Below are 18516 nucleotides of genomic sequence, written 5' to 3' on the forward strand. Positions count from 1 at the left end.
TCTGCCGGATTCCGGCTGCCCGCTGGCAAGCGGTAAAACTAGAAATCTACACCAATATCCGACCGGTACGAAAGGCAACTGACCGCGTGCGGGAAGACGCCGCTGGCGGGGGTGGCGGGCGGCGTACCCGGCGGCTGGACAAGGAGACCGGAGATGAACCTTCCCTCCCTCGACTTCGGACTCGGTGAAACCATCGGCGCGCTGCGCGACTCGGTGCGGGCTTTTTGCCGCGCCGAAATCGCCCCGCGCGCGGCCGGGATCGACCGTGGCAACGCATTCCCCGCCGATCTGTGGGCCAAGCTCGGCGCGCTCGGGGTCCATGGCATGACGGTCGGCGAAGAATATGGCGGCACGGCCCTCGGCTATCTGGCGCACATCGTCGTGATGGAAGAGATTTCCCGCGCTTCGGCGGCCGTCGGCCTGTCCTACGCCGCCCACTCCAACCTGTGCATCAACCAGATCCACCGCCACGGCACCGAACGCCAGAAGCGCCGGTTCCTGCCGCCGCTGATTGCCGGCGACTACGTGGGCGCACTCGCGATGTCCGAATCCGAGGCCGGCTCCGACGTTCTCGGCATGAGATTGCGCGCCGAACGCAAGGGCGATCGTTTCATCCTCGACGGCAGCAAGATGTGGATCACCAACGGCGGCGACGCCGACGTTCTGGTGGTGTATGCCCGGACCGGGAGCGCCGGGCGCAGCGAGCGGGGGCAGGAAGGAATTACCGCGTTCCTGGTCGAAAAAGGAATGAAGGGGTTCAGCCACGGCACCCATCTCGACAAGCTCGGAATGCGCGGCTCGAACACCTATCCGCTGTTTTTCGACGAGGTCGAGGTGCCGGTGGACAACGTCCTCGGCGGCGAGGCGAACATCGGCCGCGGCGTCCGGGTGCTGATGTCGGGGCTGGATTACGAGCGTGCGGTGCTCGCCGGCGGGCCGCTCGGGATCATGGCGGCGTGCATGGACGCGGTCCTGCCCTATGTGCATGAGCGCAGGCAGTTCGGCGCCCCGATCGGGGAGTTCCAGCTGATGCAGGGCAAGATCGCCGACATGTACGCGACCTGGTCGGCCTGCCGTGCCTATGCCTATGCCGTCGGCCGGGCCTGCGACCGCGGCGATCATGCGCGCGGATTGAGGAAGGATGCCGCCGGGGTGATCCTGTACACCGCAGAGAAGGCGACCTGGATGGCCGGCGAGGCAATCCAGGCGCTGGGCGGAGTCGGCTACACCAGCGAATGCGCCACCGGCCGCCTGTGGCGCGACGCCAAGCTCTACGAGATCGGCGCCGGCACGAGCGAGATCCGGCGCATGCTGATCGGCCGCGAGCTGTTCGCCGAGACGCGCTGAACGGCGCTGCGGTGCAGTAGCCGCGGGGCGGACGGTCGCGCAGGATTACGGGGAGAAACGCCATGTCTGATCCAGTCGTTATCGTCGCTGCGGCGCGCACGCCGCTCGGCGGCTTTCTCGGCGGGCTGTCCGGCCTGAGCGCGCCGCGCCTCGGCGCTGCGGCGATCGGTGCCGTGCTCGGGCGTGCCGGAGTGGCGCCCGAACGGGTCGATGAGGTACTGATGGGGTGTGTATTGTCGGCCGGCCTCGGCCAGGCGCCCGCCCGCCAGGCGGCGCTGGCCGCCGGCCTGCCGGCGGCGGCCGCTTGCACCACGATCAACAAGGTGTGCGGTTCGGGAATGAAAGCGGTGATGCTGGGGCACGACCTGCTTCTGGCAGGCAGCGCCGGAGTGGTCGTCGCCGGCGGCATGGAGTCGATGTCGAACGCTCCTTACCTGCTGTCCAGGGCGCGGAACGGCTACCGCCTCGGTCACGGCCAGGTGCTCGATCACCTGTTCCTCGACGGGCTCGAGGACGGCTATTCAGAGGAAAACCGCGGCCGCCTGATGGGAGCTTTCGCCGAAGACTGCGCCCGCCACTTCGGCTTTACCCGGGAGCGCCAGGACGCGTTCGCCCTCGCGTCCACGCAGCGCGCGCGGGCGGCCGCCGCGGAAGGCGCTTGGGCCTGGGAAATCGCCCCGGTCACCGTCGCCGAGCGCGCGGGCGAGGTCCTGATCGAGCACGACGAGCTGCCGCCGAAGGTCCGCCCCGAACGCATTGCCGGGCTGCGGCCGGCGTTCGCCGAAAATGGCACCGTCACCGCCGCCAACGCCAGTTCGATTGCCGACGGAGCGGCCGCTCTGGTGTTGATGCGGCGGACGGGTGCCGAACGCCTGGGGCTGGCGCCGCTCGCCACCGTCGTCGCCCATGCCAGCCATGCCCAGGCGCCGGCGTGGTTCACCACCGCGCCGGCGGAGGCGATGCGCAACGTGCTGGCCGCAGCCGGGTGGCGTGTCGCCGATGTTGATCTGTGGGAAATCAACGAAGCTTTCGCCGTGGTCGCGCTGGCGGCGATGGAGGCGCTGGGGCTGGCGCACGAGCGGGTGAACGTGCATGGCGGGGCCTGTGCCCTCGGCCACCCGATCGGGGCCTCCGGGGCGCGCATCCTGGTGACGCTGATCGGCGCCCTGCGCCGCCGTGGCTTGCGCCGCGGCATCGCCAGCCTGTGCATCGGCGGCGGCGAGGCGACGGCGGTGGCGGTCGAGCTCGAACCCGCCGGGCGCTGAGGGGGGCACGGTCAGGCGCCGGCTGCCGGTGGCGGAGGCCTGTCCGGCAGCGCCCGGCACGCGGCGACGAGGGCGAGGCCGAACACGAGGTGGGTGAGCAGGGTGGTGCCGCCGCGCGCCACCGTGAACCAGGGAAACAGCAGGGTGAATCCGTGCAGGTTGACGGCGTAGAGGGCGAGGCCGTAGAGCGCCCCGCCGGCAAGGGCGGAGGCCGTCCCCCGCCGGCGTGCGAAGGGCCGCGCAAGTGCGGCACAGGCGATCGACAGCGCGAAATGGATCAGGGTCGCGGCGAGCAGCACGTCCCAGCGCCACTCCGGCGCCGCTGCCAGCACGGCCTCGCCCATCACGATGGCGGCGGTGAGGCGCGCGTCGCGCAGCAAGGTGGCGAGCACCGGCGTGCCTTCCAGCGACCACAGCAGGATCTGTACCGCGGTCGCCAGGGTGCCGGCGAACACGCCCGCGAGCGTCACCGCCGCCAGCGGCGCGCGCCAGCTCCGTGCCCCGTTCATGGCCCGGGGGCGCTGCCGCGCACCTGCAGGTGGCGTGCGAGGCCGATGCCGCCGGCGCGCATCAAGGCGTCGTGGTTCCAGCACAGCAGCGGCTTCGCCACTGTGGCGAGCACATTCATCCAGCGTCGCGTGGTGCGGATCTGCCAGTCGTAGCGTACGGCGACGAGGCTGCCGCGGCGCTCGAGGCGGAAGCGGCCGCTGCCCTCAAGCTCGCCCTCGACCCGGCCTTCGAGCAGGTGCAGCGGCTCGACCCGGGTCACCTGCGCAACGAAACTGAGCCGGTAGGGCAGCACGCTGCGGCAGAGGTAGTGCCGGCGGGCGCCGACGCCATCGGCAGCGCCGTGCCCGAGGGTGCGCACCTGTTCGATGCCGGGCCACCAGCGCGGCCAGCTCTCGGCATCGAACACCGCCTCCCACACCGCCTCGAGCGGTGCCTCGAATTCCCAGAACGTGGTGAGCCGGTAGTGTTCGGCGGTGCGCATGCGGGTCTCGCAGGAGTGGGTCTGCACTCGAAGGTCAGGGGGTGAACAAGCGCTCGGGAAAAACGACTCCGGTTTCGACTTCGCTCAGGACGACGGTCTCGATCGGGCTGCCGTCGGCGGCGAAGCTCTCCACCCGCAGCGGAAAGTGCGTGGCGTGCGCGAACCAGACCCGGTAGCGATACACGTCACCGACGTGAGCGCCCGCTTCGCCTGCGATTTCCATCCCGATCGCGGCGTGGCCGTCGACCTCGGTCGCGCCAAGCGGCGTGGCGTGGCCCTGCGCACGCAGCCGCTGCAGGTTGTCGAGCAGGGCGCCGACGTGTGAGCGGTCGATGCGATGACCGCGGCGGTCGCGCACCAGACGGTTGTCGGGCGCCAGCGACAACGACAGCACGCGCTCCGTACCGAAGGGCCACAGCCGCACCCGGCGTGTATCCGGATCGTAGATCAGCACCGCCCCCCGGTTCGGGTTCAGCATCTCGATGCGCACCCACCCCGGCTTGCGGTAGAAGTAACGCATCAGCCGGCGTTCGCCGTCGGCGGCGACCGCGCGCACCGTCGCCCGATAGTTGTCGAGAGCGCGGAACGCGGTTTCGACTTCGGTCAGGAGGTCGCCCATCCCGTGTTCCCGTTGGCTGTTGATCAAATACCATTCGTCGACCCCGTGGCCGAAAAATGGTTGCTCCCTGCAGAGTTTGCCGCACGGGCACGGTCCCTGTGGTCCGCACTCCCGGCACTTGCCCGCGCGGCGAGGCTGGCGCAAGGTCGACCACGGCTTGCGACTGCGAGCATGATGAACCCACCCTTCATGCGCCCCCCGCCGCTGTCCGGCGGGTGCATCGAGGGCGTACCCGACGAGGACATCCCCATGAGCGTGATCGAATCCGGCATCGATATCCGCAGCCCGCTCTTCCAGGCCAACGCCGCGGCGATGCGTGCGCTGGTGGAGGATCTGCGCGCGAAGGTGGCGGCAGTCGGCCGCGGCGGAGACGAAGCCGCGCGCGCGCGCCACACCGCGCGCGGCAAGCTGCTCGCGCGCGAGCGCATCGCCCGCCTGCTCGACCCGGGCACGCCCTTCCTCGAGATCGGCCAGCTTGCCGCGCTCGGCCTGTACGACGACGAAGCCCCTTGCGCGGGGCTCGTTGCCGGCATCGGTCGGGTCGAAGGCACCGAATGCATGATTGTCGCCAACGATGCCACGGTGAAGGGCGGCACCTATTACCCGCTGACGGTCAAGAAGCATCTGCGCGCGCAGGAGATCGCGGCGCAGAACCGGCTGCCCTGCCTCTACCTGGTCGACTCGGGCGGCGCCTTCCTCCCCCGCCAGGACGAAGTCTTCCCCGACCGTGAGCACTTCGGCCGCATCTTCTACAACCAGGCCAACCTGTCCGCCCAGGGCATCCCCCAGATCGCGGTGGTGATGGGCTCGTGCACCGCCGGCGGCGCCTACGTGCCGGCGATGGCGGACGAAGCCGTGATCGTGCGCGACCAGGGCACGATCTTCATCGGCGGCCCGCCGCTGGTGAAGGCGGCCACCGGCGAGGTGGTGAGCGCCGAGGAACTCGGCGGCTGCGACGTCCATACCCGGATCTCGGGGGTGGCCGACCACCTCGCCGACGATGATGCCCATGCGCTCCATCTCGCCCGCCGCATCGTCGCCAACCTCAACCGGGTGAAGACGGTGGGCCTCGCCCTCGGCGACGGCGAGGCGCCGTGCTACGACCCCGAGGAACTCTACGGCATCGTCCCCACCGACCTGCGCAAGCCTTTCGACGTGCGCGAACTCCTCGCCCGCGTGGTCGACGGCTCGCGCTTCGACGAATTCAAGGCGCGCTACGGCACTACCCTGGTGTGCGGCTTCGCCCACCTCCACGGCTATCCGTTGGGAATCGTCGCCAACAACGGCATCCTGTTCGGCGAGTCGGCACAGAAAGGCGCGCATTTCATCGAACTGTGCGGCCAGCGCGGCATCCCCTTGCTGTTCGTGCAGAACGTCACCGGCTTCATGGTCGGGCGCCGCTACGAGAACGCCGGTATCGCCAGGGAGGGGGCCAAGCTGGTCACCGCGGTGGCGACGGTGCAGGTGCCCAAGCTCACCGTGATCGTCGGCGGCAGTTTCGGTGCCGGCAACTACGGCATGTGCGGGCGCGCCTACGCCCCGCGCTTCCTGTGGATGTGGCCGAATGCGCGGATCTCGGTGATGGGCGGCGAGCAGGCCGCGAGCGTGCTCGCCACCGTGCGCCGCGATGCCATCGAGGCCGGCGGCGGACAGTGGAGCGCGGCGCAGGAAGAAGCTTTCCGCGCCCCGATCCGGGTGCAGTACGAAGTCCAGGGCCACCCCTATTACGCGAGCGCGCGCCTGTGGGACGATGGCGTCATCGATCCGGTGCAGACCCGCCGCGTGCTCGCCCTGTCGCTGTCGGCGGCGCTCAACGCCCCGATTGAGCCGACCAAATTCGGCGTGTTCAGGATGTGAATACAAGGGTCCGGCCGTGACCCGACAAAAATGGCCGGACCACAAATACCCAACCCCAGCAAGGAGACTAGAAGATGTACGAAACCCTGGAAATCGAGGTCGCGGGCGGCGTGGCGACGGTGTGGATGAACCGCCCGGCGGTGCATAACGCGTTCAATGCGCAGCTGATCGCCGATCTGACCGCGGCCTGCTGCGCGCTCGAGGCCGACGAAGCGGTGCGGGTGGTGGTGCTCGCCGGGCGCGGCAAGAGCTTTTCCGCCGGCGCCGACCTCAACTGGATGAAGGCGGCTGCGGCCGCCAGCGTCGATGAGAACCTCGCCGATGCGCGCCGCCTGGCGGCGATGCTGGGCACGCTCGCCGAGATGGCCAAGCCCACCCTCGCCCGCGTGCACGGCGCGGCGCTGGGCGGCGGCATGGGCCTGGCTTCGGCCTGCGACATCTGCATCGCCGCGGAGGCGGCGGTGTTCGCCACCTCCGAGGTGCGCTTCGGCATCATCCCTTCGGCGATCAGCCCCTACGTGATCCGCGCCATCGGCGCGCGCCAGGCCGGACGCTACTTCCAGAGCGGCGAGCGGATCGGTGCCGCGCGCGCCCGCGAAATCGGCCTCGTGCACGAAGTCGTCGCCGCCGAAGCGCTCGACGCCAAAGTGGGCGAAGTCGTCGCCGCGCTGCTGCAAGGCGGGCCGCAGGCGCAGGCTGCGGCTAAAGACCTGATCCGCGCCGTCGCCCACCAGCCGCTCGGCGATGAGGTCGCCGAGGACACCGCGCGCCGCATCGCCGCCCTGCGCGCCACCGCCGAAGCACGCGAAGGGCTCGACGCCTTCCTCGCCAAGCGCCCCGCCGCCTGGGTACCGCGCTGAGGGGGGCGGAGGCACGGCATGTTCGACAAAATCCTGATCGCCAACCGCGGTGACCCGGCGCGCAGCGCCACAGCGGCGGAGCCAAAACGGATGGCATGCGCAAGCATGCACAGGCGATTTCACCGCGGAGGCACGGCATGTTCGACAAGATCCTGATCGCCAACCGCGGTGACCCGGCGCGCAGCGCCACAGCGGCGGAGCCAAAACGGATGGCATGCGCGAGCATGCACAGGCGATTTCACCGCGGAGGCACGGCATGTTCGACAAGATCCTGATCGCCAACCGCGGTGAAATCGCCTGCCGGGTGATCCGCACGGCCCGCCGCCTGGGCATCCGCACGGTGGCGGTGTATTCCGACGCGGATGCCGGCGCGCGCCATGTGCGCCTGGCCGATGAGGCGCTGCGGATCGGTCCGGCGCCGGCGCGCGACAGCTATCTCGCGATCGAGCGCATCCTCGCCGCGGCGCAGCGCAGCGGCGTGCAGGCGATCCACCCCGGCTACGGTTTCCTGTCCGAGAACGCGGATTTCAGCGAAGCCTGCGCCCGCGCCGGCGTGATCTTCATCGGCCCACCGGCGGCGGCGATCCGCGCGATGGGCTCGAAAGCGGAGGCGAAGCGGCGGATGGAAGCTGCGGGCGTGCCGGTCACTCCCGGCTACCACGGCGACGACCAGCGCCCGGGCGGCCTGCGCGCGCAGGCCGACGCCCTCGGCTACCCGGTGCTGATCAAGGCCGTCGCCGGCGGCGGCGGCAAGGGCATGCGGGTGGTCGGTCAGTCCGCAGACTTCATCGACCTGCTCGCCGCGTGCCGGCGCGAGGCCGCCGCCAGCTTCGGCGACGAGCGTGTGCTGATCGAAAAATACCTCGTCCGCCCGCGCCACATCGAAGTGCAGATCTTCGCCGATGCCCATGGCCACTGCGTCCATCTGTTCGAGCGTGACTGCTCGGTGCAGCGCCGCCACCAGAAAGTGCTGGAGGAAGCACCCGCCCCCGGCATCGACCCGGCGCAGCGCGCGGCGATGGGGCAGGCGGCGGTGGCGGCGGCGCAGGCGGTGGGCTACGTCGGCGCCGGCACGGTGGAGTTCATCGTCGGCGAGGCGGGTGCCGCGCCCGCGGCCTTCTACTTCATGGAGATGAACACCCGGCTGCAGGTCGAGCATCCGGTCACCGAGATGATCACCGGGCTCGATCTGGTCGAGTGGCAGCTGCGCGTGGCCGCGGGCGAGCCGCTGCCGCTCGCCCAGGCGCAGCTGCAGATCCGTGGCCACGCGATCGAGGCGCGGATCTATGCGGAAGACCCGGCGAAGGGCTTCCTGCCCGCCACCGGGCGTCTGCATCACCTTGCGCTGCCGGCCGAGTCGGTGCATGTGCGCATCGATGCCGGCGTCGACGAAGGCGACGAGATCGGCCCGCACTACGATCCGCTGATCGCCAAGCTGATCGTGTGGGAGGAGGGCGGCGCGGATAGGGCCACCGACGGACCGGATGTGCGGGGGGGAGGAACCGGCGACGTTGTCGCCAGCGGTGGAACGCCGCTGCCGCCGCCTGCCGCGGGTGGCAGCCGCGAGCGCGCCCGGCTGCGCCTGCTGCAGGCGCTGGGCGATTTCCACATCGTCGGCGTGGCCCACAACATCGACTTCCTGTCGCGCCTGGCAGCGTGCCCGGCCTTTGCCCGCGCCGAGCTCGACACCGCCCTGATCGAGCGTGAACAGGCTTGTCTGTTCCCCGCCGACGACCCGGTGCCCGGAGAAGTCTGGCAGCTTGCCGCGCTCGCCGAACTGCTGCGCGAGGCCGAGGCCGGCGCTGAGGCGGCGCGCCGCAGTGCTGATCCGCGCTCGCCGTGGCATGTGCGCGATGGCTGGCGGCTGAACGCGAATGCCCGCCGCGAGCTGGTGTTTCGCAATGGGGGGGCGCGGCAGGCGGTGGTGGTCGAATACCGCGCCGATGCGTACCGCCTCTGCCTCGATCCTGCTTCCGGTGCCGGCGCCACCCCCGGCGTCGATGCCGCTGCCTGGCTGCCGGCGCGTGGCGAACTCGGTGCCCGCGGCCAGCTGCGTGCCGAACTCGACGGCCGCCGTCTCGATGCCACCGTGATCGCCGCCGGGGAACGTCGCCACCTTTTCCTGCATGGCCGCAGCTGGGTGCTGGTTCGCGTCGACCCGTTGGCGCAGGCTGCCGGCGAGCGCGTCGCCGAGGGCAGCCTGCGCGCGCCGATGCCGGGGCGGGTGGTGGCCCTTCTCACGCCGCCCGGACTCAGGGTGGACAAGGGCACGGCGCTGCTGACCCTGGAGGCGATGAAGATGGAGCACACCCTCACCGCTCCCGTTGCCGGGACGGTGAAGGTTTTCCACTGTGCGGTCGGCGACCAGGTCGAGGATGGCGCCGAACTGCTCGAATTCGAACCTGAACCCTGAGCGGAGGGGCGTGCGTTGCGCCCGTGCCCGACCGGAATGAGGAATCCGCCATGACGACATCCTGGCCTGCGGCCGTCCGCATCGTCGAAGTCGGCCCGCGCGACGGCCTGCAGAACGAGCCGTTCCCGCTGCCGGTCGTGGCCCGGGTGGAACTGATCCTCCGCCTCGTCGGCGCCGGCCTGAAGAGCGTCGAGGCGGGGGCTTTCGTGTCGCCGAAACGGGTGCCGCAGATGGACGGCAGCGCCGCGGTGCTCGCCCGTGTGCTGGCCGGGCCGCCGCCGACGACGGGCGCGACCGCGGGTGCAGTGGATTACCCGGTGCTGGTGCCGAACCTGCAGGGCTTCGAGGCCGCGCTCGCCGCCGGTGCGCAGACGGTGGCGGTGTTCGCTGCCGCTTCCGAGACCTTCAGCCGGCACAACATCCACTGCTCGATCGCCGAGTCGCTCGAACGCTTCCGCGCGGTCGCCGGTGCGGCGCGGGCGGCGGGGGTGAAGCTGCGCGGCTACGTCTCCTGCGTCGCCGGCTGTCCTTACGAGGGCGCGATCGTACCGCAGGCGGTGGCCAGGGTCGCCGCCGCGCTGCTGGCACTGGGGTGCGAGGAAATCTCGCTCGGCGACACCATCGGTTGCGGCACTCCGGCCAGCATCCGCCGCATGCTCGAAGCGGTGCTGCGCGAGGTCCCGGCGGAGCGGCTCGCCGGGCACTACCACGACACCTACGGCATGGCGGTGGCGAACGTCTATGCCTCGCTGGAGTTCGGAGTGGCGGTGTTCGATGCCGCGGTCGGCGGACTCGGCGGCTGCCCCTACGCTCCCGGCGCGAGCGGAAACGTCGCCACCGAGGAGCTGGTCTGGCTGTTCGACGGGCTGGGCATCGCCACCGGCGTCGATCTGGAGGCGCTGGTCGATACCGCGCTCTGGATCGGCAACCGGCTCGGCCGCACACCGGGCTCGAGGGTGGCGCGGGCGGTGCTGGCGCGGCGGGCTGGCGGGAGCGGTAATTGAAGGCCCGTGCGCATTGCGCTTCTCACCGCGGGCCGCCTGCCCGTCCTCGCGATCCCTTCCGGCCGCGTTCATAATGGCGGACCCTGTACCGTACGCTGCCGCTTGTCGCGGCGGCGCCCGATGGAGAGCGAAGTGATAGAGGTTTCCTCCCCCTGTATCGACATCTGCCGCCTGAGCCCGGAGACCGGCTGGTGCATGGGCTGCCTGCGCACGGTCGATGAGATCCGCGCCTGGCCGCGGGCGGACAACGGGGTGCGGCTGGCGATCCTCGAGCGTACCGCAGCGCGCCGTGCCGCGACTGCCGGGCTGCTGGCGGGAGCACTGGCATGAGCGGCGATGCGTTGTGCGTCGGGGTGTGCATGATCGACTGGGACACCGGGGTGTGCCTGGGCTGCGGGCGTACCGCGGAGGAGATCGAGGGCGTGCCGGTGGTGGCGCCGCCGGCCGGGTCCGTGCCGCCGGCCGGTCGGCCGGCGCCCTTGCCGGCCAATGTCGCCGAACAGCTCGGGGAGGGTAGCGATTGAGCGCGCGTCCACAACTGCCGCCCACCGTGCAGGTGCTCGAGCGCGGCTGGCTGTCGGCCAACAACGTGCTGCTGGTCGATGGCGACGAGGCCACCCTGATCGATTCCGGCTACCTCAGCCACGCCGAACAGACCCTGGCCCTGCTGCGCAGCGCGCTCGGCGGACGCCGCCTGCAGCGCCTGCTCAACACCCACTCCCATCCCGACCACATCGGCGGCCATGCCAGCGTGCAGCGCGCCTTCGGCTGTGCGGTGGTGGTGCCCGAGGGGATGGCGCGCGCGGTGGCGGAGTGGGACGAGCACGCCCTGCTGATCCGCGCCGCGGCACAGGCCGGCGAGCGCTTCGGCCACGACGGCACGCTCGCGGCGGGGGCCCGTTTCGTCGCTGGCGAGCTCGAATGGCAGGCCCTGGCTGCGCCCGGGCACGACATGGATGCGCTGGTGTTTTACAACCGCGAGCGCCGCCTGCTGATTTCGGGCGACGCGCTGTGGCGCGACGGCTTCGGCATCCTGTTCGCCGACGTGCTCGGCGACGGCGACGGGGTTGGCGAGACCCGGCGCACCCTGGAGGCGCTCGGCCGGCTCGCCGTGGACGCCGTCATTCCCGGCCATGGTGCGCCTTTCGCCGACTTCGAGGAGGCCCTCGAGCGCGCCTTTGCCCGCCTCGCCGCGTTCGAGGCCGACGGTGCGCGCATCGCCCGCAACGCCATCCGCGGCTGCGTCACCTTCATGCTTCTCGATGCGCGCCGCATCGGGCTGGCGGCGCTGACCCGCCACCTGGTGGACACCCCGCTGTACCGCGAAGCCAACGCGCGCTTCCTCGACATGGACCCCGATGCGCTTACCGGCTGGTTGATCGCCGAGCTCGAGCGCGCCGGGGTGGCGCGCCGCGAGGGCGACGCCCTGGTCGCATGCTGATGCGCTCGGCCGATGCGGGGCACGGCGGTTTGCGCTGGGTGTACGGATTCGTGCGCCCGCAGGCGCGCGCCATCGCCGGCCTGATCGCGCTGTCCCTGCTTGCCTCGGCGCTGGTGTTGCTGCAGCCCTGGCTGACCAAGATGCTGATCGATGACGGCCTGCTCGCCGGCGACTACCGTACCCTGGTCGCGATCGCGGCGGCGATGATCGCCACCGGCATCGCCGGCACCGTGCTCGCCGGCGTCAACCGCCTGCGCCACACCCGGTTGTCGGGCACCATCCTGTTCGCCCTGCGCAGCGATCTCTACCGCCACCTGCAGACCCTGTCGCCGGCCTTCTATGGCCGCCAGCGCGTCGGCGATCTGCTGTCGCGCATCGACGGCGACGTCGCCGAGCTCCAGCGCTTCGCCGTCGACAGCCTGTTCGCTGCGTTCAGCAGCGTGGTCGGCCTCGTCGGTGCGGTGGCGCTGATGTTGAGCCTGTCGTGGCAGCTGTCGCTCCTGGTGCTGGTGCTGATTCCGCTCGAACTCGCCTGGCTGCGCTGGATGCGGCGCAAGGTCGAGGCGCGCACGCGCACCGTGCGCGAACGTTCGGCCGACGTGTCGAGCTTTCTCGTCGAGACCCTGCCGGCGATGAAGTTCATCCAGGCCTCGGGGCAGCAGGGACGTGAGCGCAGTCGCCTCGATGGCCTCGGCGGGCGCTATCTCGACGAGCTGCTGCAGTTGCAGCGCACCGAGATCTTCACCCATGCCGTGCCCACCACGCTGACCTCGCTGACGCGCGCGGCGGCCTTCCTCATCGGCGGCGCCTGGGTCATCAACGGCCAGTGGCAGCTCGGTGCGCTGATCGCGTTCTCCACCTACCTGGGGATGGCGGTGGGGCCGGTCAACAGCCTGCTCGGGCTGTATGTCGCGATCCAGCGCATCGGGGTCAGCCTGACGCGTGTCAATGAGCTGCGCCAGGCGCCGGCCGACGTCACCGATGCCGGCGCCGGTGCGCGCCTGCCGGCCGCGCTGCGCGGTGAGCTCGCTTTCGAGCGGGTGGTGTTCCGCCACCATGGGCGGCCGCAGGCGCTGCTCGACGGCGTGGACCTGGTGATCCCGGCGGGCAGCAAGGTGGCGCTGAGCGGGGCGTCCGGGGTCGGCAAATCGACCCTGATCGATCTGCTGCAGCGCCATTTCGACCCTGAGCGCGGCCTCATCCGGCTCGACGGTATCGACCTGCGCACGATCGCGCTCGCCGAGCTGCGGCGCGCGATCGCCGTCGTCAGCCAGGACATCGTGCTGTTTCGCGGCACCCTCGCCGACAACCTGCGCTACGCCGCGCCCGGGGCCGACGACGCGGCGGTGCGCGCGGCCGCCGGTCGTGCCCGCCTCGACGAGCTGATCGCTAGCCTGCCGCAGGGGCTGGACACCCCGCTCGGCGAGCGCGGCCAGCAGCTCTCCGGCGGCCAGCGCCAGCGCATCGCGATCGCCCGCGCGCTGCTCCAGGCGCCGTGTGTGCTGGTCCTCGACGAGGCGACCTCGGCCGTCGATGAGGCCACCGAGGCGCAGGTGATCGCCGCGGTCGATACGCTGTTCGCCGGCCGCACCCGGATCCTGATCAGCCACCGTGCAGCGACGCTCGCCGGCTGTGAATGGCGGATCGTGCTCGACGGCGGCAAGGCCGAAGTGCGGGCGATGCAGGCGTAGACCGGTGGAAACGATGCGAAGCGAGCCGCTGCCGCAACTGCCTGAGGAGGAGGGCAACGCCGCTGCGGGCGGCGGCGACGCGTTGCGGGTCGGCTTGGTCGACAGCGGCTGGGCGCCGGCGCTGGCGGTGCGGGTGGACCGCGCGGCGGCGTTCGTCATCGGCGAGGACGGCGTTCGCCGCGAGGCCGCCGGCCCCGACCGTCTCGGCCACGGCAGCCGCCTGGCGGAAATCATCGCCGCGTGCGCGCCGCGCGCGCAATTGTGTGTCGCCCAGGTGTTCCATGCCCGGCTGGCGACCACCGCCGCCCAGGTTGCGGCGGCGATCGACTGGCTGGTCGCGCAGCGGGTGGCGCTGATCAATCTCAGCCTCGGCCTGCGGGCGCCGCGACCGGTGCTCGCCGAAGCCTGTGCGCGTGCGCGTGCGGCCGGCGTGCTGCTGTGCGCGGCCGCGCCGGCACGCGGCGAACCGGTGTACCCGGCGGCCTTTCCCGGCGTGCTGCGGATGACCGGCGATGCGCGCTGCGCGCGGATGGAGATTTCCGCCCTCGGCACCCGCTACGCCGACTTCGGCGCCCACGTTCGTCCTCTCGACGGCAGCCTGGCCGGCGGCGGTGCCAGCGTCGGCTGCGCCCACCTGAGCGGGCATATCGCCCGCTACCTCGACGACTGCCGTGCTGCCGGACGGATGGCGGAGGAGGAAGACGTGCGGCAGTGGCTGCAGGCCCAAGCCCGTTATCACGGGCCTGAGCGGAGAGGCAGTCCGCCGGGGTAAAACGCCTGAAACGATGGGGGGGGCCGGGTACGACCCCATCCGATCGACTCGCGTGCCCCCCAACGGGGGTTGAGGGCACGCACCTCGCCAAAAGCTAGCGTGGGTTGCTGCGCGACAGGTAGCTTCCCAACGCATCGAGTTCAGCATCGCTGATCTCGACCTTGCGGAAAAACGGCATCACCGAGATCCCGTTCCGCACGAATGCCCTGACGATCTCGGGGGACAGATCGGTGCGCTGCTCCAGCGCGCCCGGGAGGGCGCCCTGGTAGCGGAGATCGAGCGCCTGCGTTCCCGGATGACCCGGGCCGATCCCGTGGCAGGAAACACACCACTCCTGGAATACGGCCTGGCCGCGCTCGACCCCTGTCTGTCCGCTGGCCCAGTTCTGACCGGATGCCAGCGCCGCCATCATCGCGGTGCCCACGCAAAGCAGCTTTTTCATCATGCGCCCTCCCGGTAGCGTTTGGGCCAGATCCCGCCGCGCCCCGGCGCCATGATGCCGTGAGGGTCGATGACGTCCTTGAGCCGCTCCTGGAATCTCAGCAGGATGTTGTTGTTGAAGGAGTACGTTGCCGCCACCGCGTCCTGGAAGATGGGGGCGGTGCGGTATTCGGACCAGCCGTTTTCAGCGGCCAGTTTGATCAGCTTGTTGAAGTCGTCGACGGATTTCCGGTTGCGCTCCTTGTCGGAACGGGAAACGAACACCGGGAACAGGTAGAGGTAGGTACGGTACTGCCATGACATCGGCACGTTGGTGACGCTGATCGGGGCCGAGGTGATGTTCATTTCGCGCGCGGCCTGGGTGAAGACCTTGTGCGCGTGGATGAATTCTTCGCCATTGCGGGGGACGATCGGTGAAAACCACGCATGGCCGTCCCCGGGTTCCGGCATCGCCGCGGAGCGGGCGCCGATCGAGAAGATCGACATGTTCGGAATGCCCAGCGCAACCTTGTGACGGACTTTCTTGATCGCTTCCGGATTTTCGAGCGGGAACGCGTAGTTTTCGATTTCTTCGAAGCGGACGCCGGGAATGGCGGCGAAAACCGTCTTCTTGGCATATTCCCAGTTTGCGTAAACGGTTTCCTTCGGGCCGTAAAAATTGAGCATGACATTCCAGAATTCATGCCCCTGTTTCTCGGCATAGGCCTGGTACTCCTCGACCGTGGCCCCGCCGGGGCGGCTGTTGAGCGCCATCAGCTCGGGGGTCGGCTTGTAGATTTCCGGCTCCATCTGCATGCAAAGCGGATCCATCGGGCAGCTGTAGCGCGGATGGCCGATCAGGCCCTGGTCTTCCATCTTGTTGACGCCGTTGATCAGCGGGATGAGGTCATGATATTTCGGCACTTTGACCTGGCCGCTGAGGAAATGGTCCGGCTGCGGTTGCATCCAGAACCCCATTTTGGTGACGATGCCGAAGTTGGACTGGGCGAACAGGCCATCGACGTAGGCGCCATAACCGTATTTGTTTTCCGCCCAGGTCTTCGAGCCCGGTATCGCCGCCATCCCGGTGCGCATGATCTCGCCATCGGGGAGCACGACTTCCATGCCGCAATGAGAGCCGAAGTGGTCGCGATAATTCATCCAGGTGTAGCCGAGACCATGGTCGACCGCGTTCCCGAGCGGGCTGCCCCAGCCCGGATCGGGTACGTCCATCATGACCTTGAAGCCGCGCTCGTGGATGTACTTGTACAGATCGAAATAGGAGACGCCCGGCTCGACGATGCAGAAATTCCTCTTGTCATCGACTTCGATGACTTTGTTCATGCGCTTGAGATCGACGATGACGTTGCCCGCCATGTTCGGAGCCGAACCGCCGTAGCCCAGGTTCTTGCCGGTGGAGATGGCAAACAGCGGAATCCTGTACTTGCCGGCGATGCGCACCACGGCCTGGACCTGCTCGACGTTTTCCGGTGCAACCGCCGCGGAGGCGACCAGTTCATTGGGTTCCCCCCACTGCAGGGAATAGGCATCCCGGTACAGATGCATGTCCTCGTCGCCGGTGAACACCCAGTTTTCACCCACGACCAGGCGGAATTCTTTCAGTGCAGCGTTGAAGTCTTCGGCGCTGACGCCTTTGGGAAGTTTCATCACACGGTCCTTTCAACAGTAGCAAAAGCGTTGCGCGCCGAGGCGGGGGAGGGGCGCGGGGCAATGACCCAGGAAACCAGCGGCGCATGGCCGGGAGCAGCGTCTAGTTCGGGGCGGGGCGGGGCCGTGATCGCCAAGGTCGATGGCGTCTGCTCCGGGCGGTGGCAGCGGGACAGCATGTCGGCCACGCAGGCCCCCAGGCCGGGGTGCTCCGAAGCGGCCTTCTCGAATGCGTTCAACATCACGGCCGGGCCGGTCAGCTGGTGTTCGATGCGGCCGTTGCCCTGGCTGCGGTGCTGTGCGCGAAAAATGACGCGCAAGCCATGGTCCCACCCCATGCGCTCGAGCACGAACAGGGCGCTGGCATGGGTCAGACCCGCGATGGCCACGGGTTCGTGCCGCCACCGCGTGGCAAGGTGGTTCATCCAGAACTCGGTCACGTCGCCGTCGATGTCATGGGTGGCGTAGCCGAGTTGCCCGGCCGCAGCGCCGAAAGCGGCGCTGGGGGGAAAGCCGTTGTCGTAGAGGACGGAAAAGAGGGGCAAGGGCGCCTTGTCCCGGCCGGGGGCGAGCGCGGAGGCGAAGCCCGGGACCGACATCCCGGCGAGCGCCAGACCGCTCATTGTCATTGACCCTTGGAGGAAAGCTCTTCTTGAAAGCACGGGGAGTCTCCACGAAGACGATTGGGTGGCTACGCTCAGAATTCGAGGCAGATCTTGCCGAAATGCCCGCCGGCCTGCTGCAGGCGGAAGGCGTCGGCGATGGTCTCGAGGGCAAAGGAGCGGTCGATGACGGGCACGATCCCGGTTGCTTCGAGCGCACGGACGAGCTCGCTCTGCTGGCGGCGGTTGCCGACGATCAGCCCGTGCAGGCGTTGCTGGCGCTTCATCAGCGCGGCCGTCGGCACCGGCCCGGCGCCGCCCGTCAGCACGCCGATCAGGGCGATGTGGCCGCCGATCCGGCAGGCCTGGATCGATTGCGCCAGGGTGCCGGGCCCGCCGACTTCGATGACGTGATCGACACCGCGGCCGCCGGTGAACTCGAGCACACGCGACGCCCATTGCGCTTCGCGGCGGTAGTTGATGGTGTGGCTGGCGCCGAGCGCCCGGGCATGTTCGAGCTTCTCGTCCGATGACGAGGTCGCGATCACGCTGGCGCCCATCGCCTTGGCGAACTGGAGGGCGAAGATCGACACTCCCCCCGTGCCCAGTACCAGGACGCTGTCGCCGGCTTTCAACCCGCCGTTGTAGACCAGCGCGCGCCAGGCGGTGAGGCCGGCGGTCGTCAGCGTGGCGGCCTGGGCGTGGCTGTAGCCGCGCGGGGCGCGGGTGAATGCGGTCGCCGGGCGGACGACATATTCGCAGGCGTAGCCATCGACCCCGTCACCGGGGGTGGTGGAAAAATCCGCGATCGGAGCTTCGCCATCCTGCCAGTGCGGAAAGAAGGTCGAGACCACGGCGTCGCCGACGGCGAATTCATCGACCCCTTCCCCGACCGCTTCGACGACGCCGGCGCCGTCGGACATCGGGATGCGTCCGTCGGCGGCCGGCATTGCGCCGCTGACGACGCCAAGATCATGGAAGTTCAGGGAGCTGGCGTGAATCCTGACCCGGATCTCGCCCGGGCCGGGCCGCCCGGGATCGGGAAGCTCGACTTGGTCGAGGTGATCGAGGCCGCCGGGAGTACGTAATCTGATTGCTTTCATCTCATTGGTTTTCCATCAAAAAGCGATTCAATTTGCGGTCTGTCCAGTGCCGGTCAGGTGTGACGCCATACCGCTTGAACACGATTCGGGTCGATCATGGCGATCGCTTGTTCAGGTGTCGAAAACAGAGACTTCATCGGTCATGTTGTCGACCGTCATCAGCGTATCGACATGCCTGAGCGTGGGCCGGCAGGCAAAAGTCTGCTCGAACGCCTGAAGCATCGCGGGAGTGAAGAAAGCTTTTGCGCACGACAGGTTTTCCCAGATGTAAACGCTCGTTCCGGTGCCGTCGGATGCGTCGTAGCAGAAATATTTTTTCAATAAGCCTTCGGCGTCGATGAACTTATTCCGGGCTGATTTGAATTTTTCCAGGATTTCGCCCCGCGCCACGGCGCAAGGAAGCCTGTATTCGACAATCGTCGTGATCACGATCCCACCCCTCGGTTGAACAAGATGAAGGCGA

19 protein-coding genes are annotated in these 18516 nt (G+C 69.3%); 11 read left to right on the forward strand and 8 right to left on the reverse strand.

The features are described from left to right. The first annotated feature begins 153 nt into the window (after positions 1-153). Positions 154-1347, forward strand: coding sequence for an acyl-CoA dehydrogenase family protein (locus tag MXC99_RS09405; RefSeq protein WP_247725197.1), 1194 nt, complete (start codon positions 154-156; stop codon positions 1345-1347). Between the two features lie 62 nt (positions 1348-1409). After that, entirely contained in the window at positions 1410-2612 is a 1203-nt protein-coding gene (locus tag MXC99_RS09410) for an acetyl-CoA C-acyltransferase (protein ID WP_247725198.1), read from the forward strand. Positions 2613-2623: 11 nt separating this feature from the next. Here the strand turns inward: MXC99_RS09410 and MXC99_RS09415 are convergent, their stop codons facing one another. Genes MXC99_RS09415 through MXC99_RS09425 form a run of 3 tightly spaced genes read right to left on the reverse strand, consistent with a single transcriptional unit; the run spans position 2624 to position 4222 of the window. Continuing rightward, positions 2624-3121 (reverse strand): hypothetical protein, encoded by a 498-nt coding sequence (locus tag MXC99_RS09415; protein ID WP_247725199.1) that lies wholly within the window; start codon positions 3119-3121, stop codon positions 2624-2626. Next, positions 3118-3603 carry an SRPBCC family protein gene (locus MXC99_RS09420; RefSeq protein WP_247725200.1) on the reverse strand — a complete coding sequence of 162 codons (486 nt, stop codon included), beginning with the start codon at positions 3601-3603 and terminating at the stop codon, positions 3118-3120. Before MXC99_RS09420 ends, MXC99_RS09415 begins: the two co-directional genes overlap by 4 nt. Positions 3604-3637: 34 nt before the next feature. Continuing rightward, positions 3638-4222 (reverse strand): LolA family protein, encoded by a 585-nt coding sequence (locus MXC99_RS09425; RefSeq protein ID WP_247725201.1) that lies wholly within the window; start codon positions 4220-4222, stop codon positions 3638-3640. Positions 4223-4471: 249 nt separating this feature from the next. Between MXC99_RS09425 and MXC99_RS09430 the strand changes: the two genes are divergently transcribed. The 9 genes from MXC99_RS09430 (at position 4472) to qhpE (ending at position 14260) form a co-directional block, all read left to right on the forward strand. Beyond that, positions 4472-6079 (forward strand): carboxyl transferase domain-containing protein, encoded by a 1608-nt coding sequence (locus MXC99_RS09430; protein ID WP_247725202.1) that lies wholly within the window; start codon positions 4472-4474, stop codon positions 6077-6079. A 74-nt stretch (positions 6080-6153) separates the two neighbouring features. Further along, the gene (locus MXC99_RS09435; RefSeq protein ID WP_247725203.1) at positions 6154-6939 is read left to right on the forward strand and encodes an enoyl-CoA hydratase/isomerase family protein; all 786 of its coding nucleotides are present in this window, start codon (positions 6154-6156) and stop codon (positions 6937-6939) included. A 256-nt stretch (positions 6940-7195) separates the two neighbouring features. After that, positions 7196-9352, forward strand: coding sequence for an acetyl-CoA carboxylase biotin carboxylase subunit (locus MXC99_RS09440; protein WP_247725204.1), 2157 nt, complete (start codon positions 7196-7198; stop codon positions 9350-9352). A gap of 50 nt (positions 9353-9402) precedes the next feature. Continuing rightward, complete coding sequence (locus tag MXC99_RS09445; RefSeq protein WP_247725205.1) at positions 9403-10356, forward strand: hydroxymethylglutaryl-CoA lyase; 954 nt, start codon at positions 9403-9405, stop codon at positions 10354-10356. Positions 10357-10488: 132 nt separating this feature from the next. Then, positions 10489-10686 (forward strand): DUF1289 domain-containing protein, encoded by a 198-nt coding sequence (locus MXC99_RS09450; protein WP_247725206.1) that lies wholly within the window; start codon positions 10489-10491, stop codon positions 10684-10686. Next, positions 10683-10880 (forward strand): DUF1289 domain-containing protein, encoded by a 198-nt coding sequence (locus MXC99_RS09455; RefSeq protein ID WP_247725207.1) that lies wholly within the window; start codon positions 10683-10685, stop codon positions 10878-10880. Before MXC99_RS09450 ends, MXC99_RS09455 begins: the two co-directional genes overlap by 4 nt. After that, positions 10877-11797, forward strand: coding sequence for an MBL fold metallo-hydrolase (locus tag MXC99_RS09460; protein WP_247725208.1), 921 nt, complete (start codon positions 10877-10879; stop codon positions 11795-11797). Before MXC99_RS09455 ends, MXC99_RS09460 begins: the two co-directional genes overlap by 4 nt. After that, entirely contained in the window at positions 11791-13488 is a 1698-nt protein-coding gene (locus MXC99_RS09465) for an ABC transporter ATP-binding protein (protein ID WP_247725209.1), read from the forward strand. Before MXC99_RS09460 ends, MXC99_RS09465 begins: the two co-directional genes overlap by 7 nt. A 13-nt stretch (positions 13489-13501) precedes the next feature. Further along, positions 13502-14260 carry a subtilisin-like serine protease QhpE gene (gene qhpE / locus MXC99_RS09470; protein WP_247725240.1) on the forward strand — a complete coding sequence of 253 codons (759 nt, stop codon included), beginning with the start codon at positions 13502-13504 and terminating at the stop codon, positions 14258-14260. A 94-nt stretch (positions 14261-14354) separates the two neighbouring features. Here the strand turns inward: qhpE and MXC99_RS09475 are convergent, their stop codons facing one another. From MXC99_RS09475 to MXC99_RS09495, 5 genes are all read right to left on the reverse strand, one after another. Then, complete coding sequence (locus MXC99_RS09475; protein ID WP_247725210.1) at positions 14355-14705, reverse strand: c-type cytochrome; 351 nt, start codon at positions 14703-14705, stop codon at positions 14355-14357. Further along, entirely contained in the window at positions 14702-16348 is a 1647-nt protein-coding gene (locus MXC99_RS09480) for an FAD-binding oxidoreductase (RefSeq protein WP_247725211.1), read from the reverse strand. The genes MXC99_RS09475 and MXC99_RS09480 overlap by 4 nt, the downstream gene beginning before the upstream one ends. Then, positions 16348-16971, reverse strand: coding sequence for a hypothetical protein (locus tag MXC99_RS09485; protein ID WP_247725212.1), 624 nt, complete (start codon positions 16969-16971; stop codon positions 16348-16350). The genes MXC99_RS09480 and MXC99_RS09485 overlap by 1 nt, the downstream gene beginning before the upstream one ends. A gap of 74 nt (positions 16972-17045) precedes the next feature. Further along, positions 17046-18053: a zinc-dependent alcohol dehydrogenase family protein gene (locus MXC99_RS09490; protein ID WP_247725213.1), complete on the reverse strand. Its 1008-nt coding sequence runs from the start codon at positions 18051-18053 to the stop codon at positions 17046-17048. A 111-nt stretch (positions 18054-18164) separates the two neighbouring features. Further along, on the reverse strand, positions 18165-18482 hold the full coding sequence (locus MXC99_RS09495; protein ID WP_247725214.1) for a hypothetical protein: 318 nt from the start codon (positions 18480-18482) through the stop codon (positions 18165-18167). Positions 18483-18516 lie beyond the last annotated feature (34 nt).

The sequence above is a fragment of the Thauera aromatica genome (assembly GCF_023093595.1).
GTDB classification, from domain to species: Bacteria; Pseudomonadota; Gammaproteobacteria; order Burkholderiales; family Rhodocyclaceae; genus Thauera; species Thauera aromatica_A.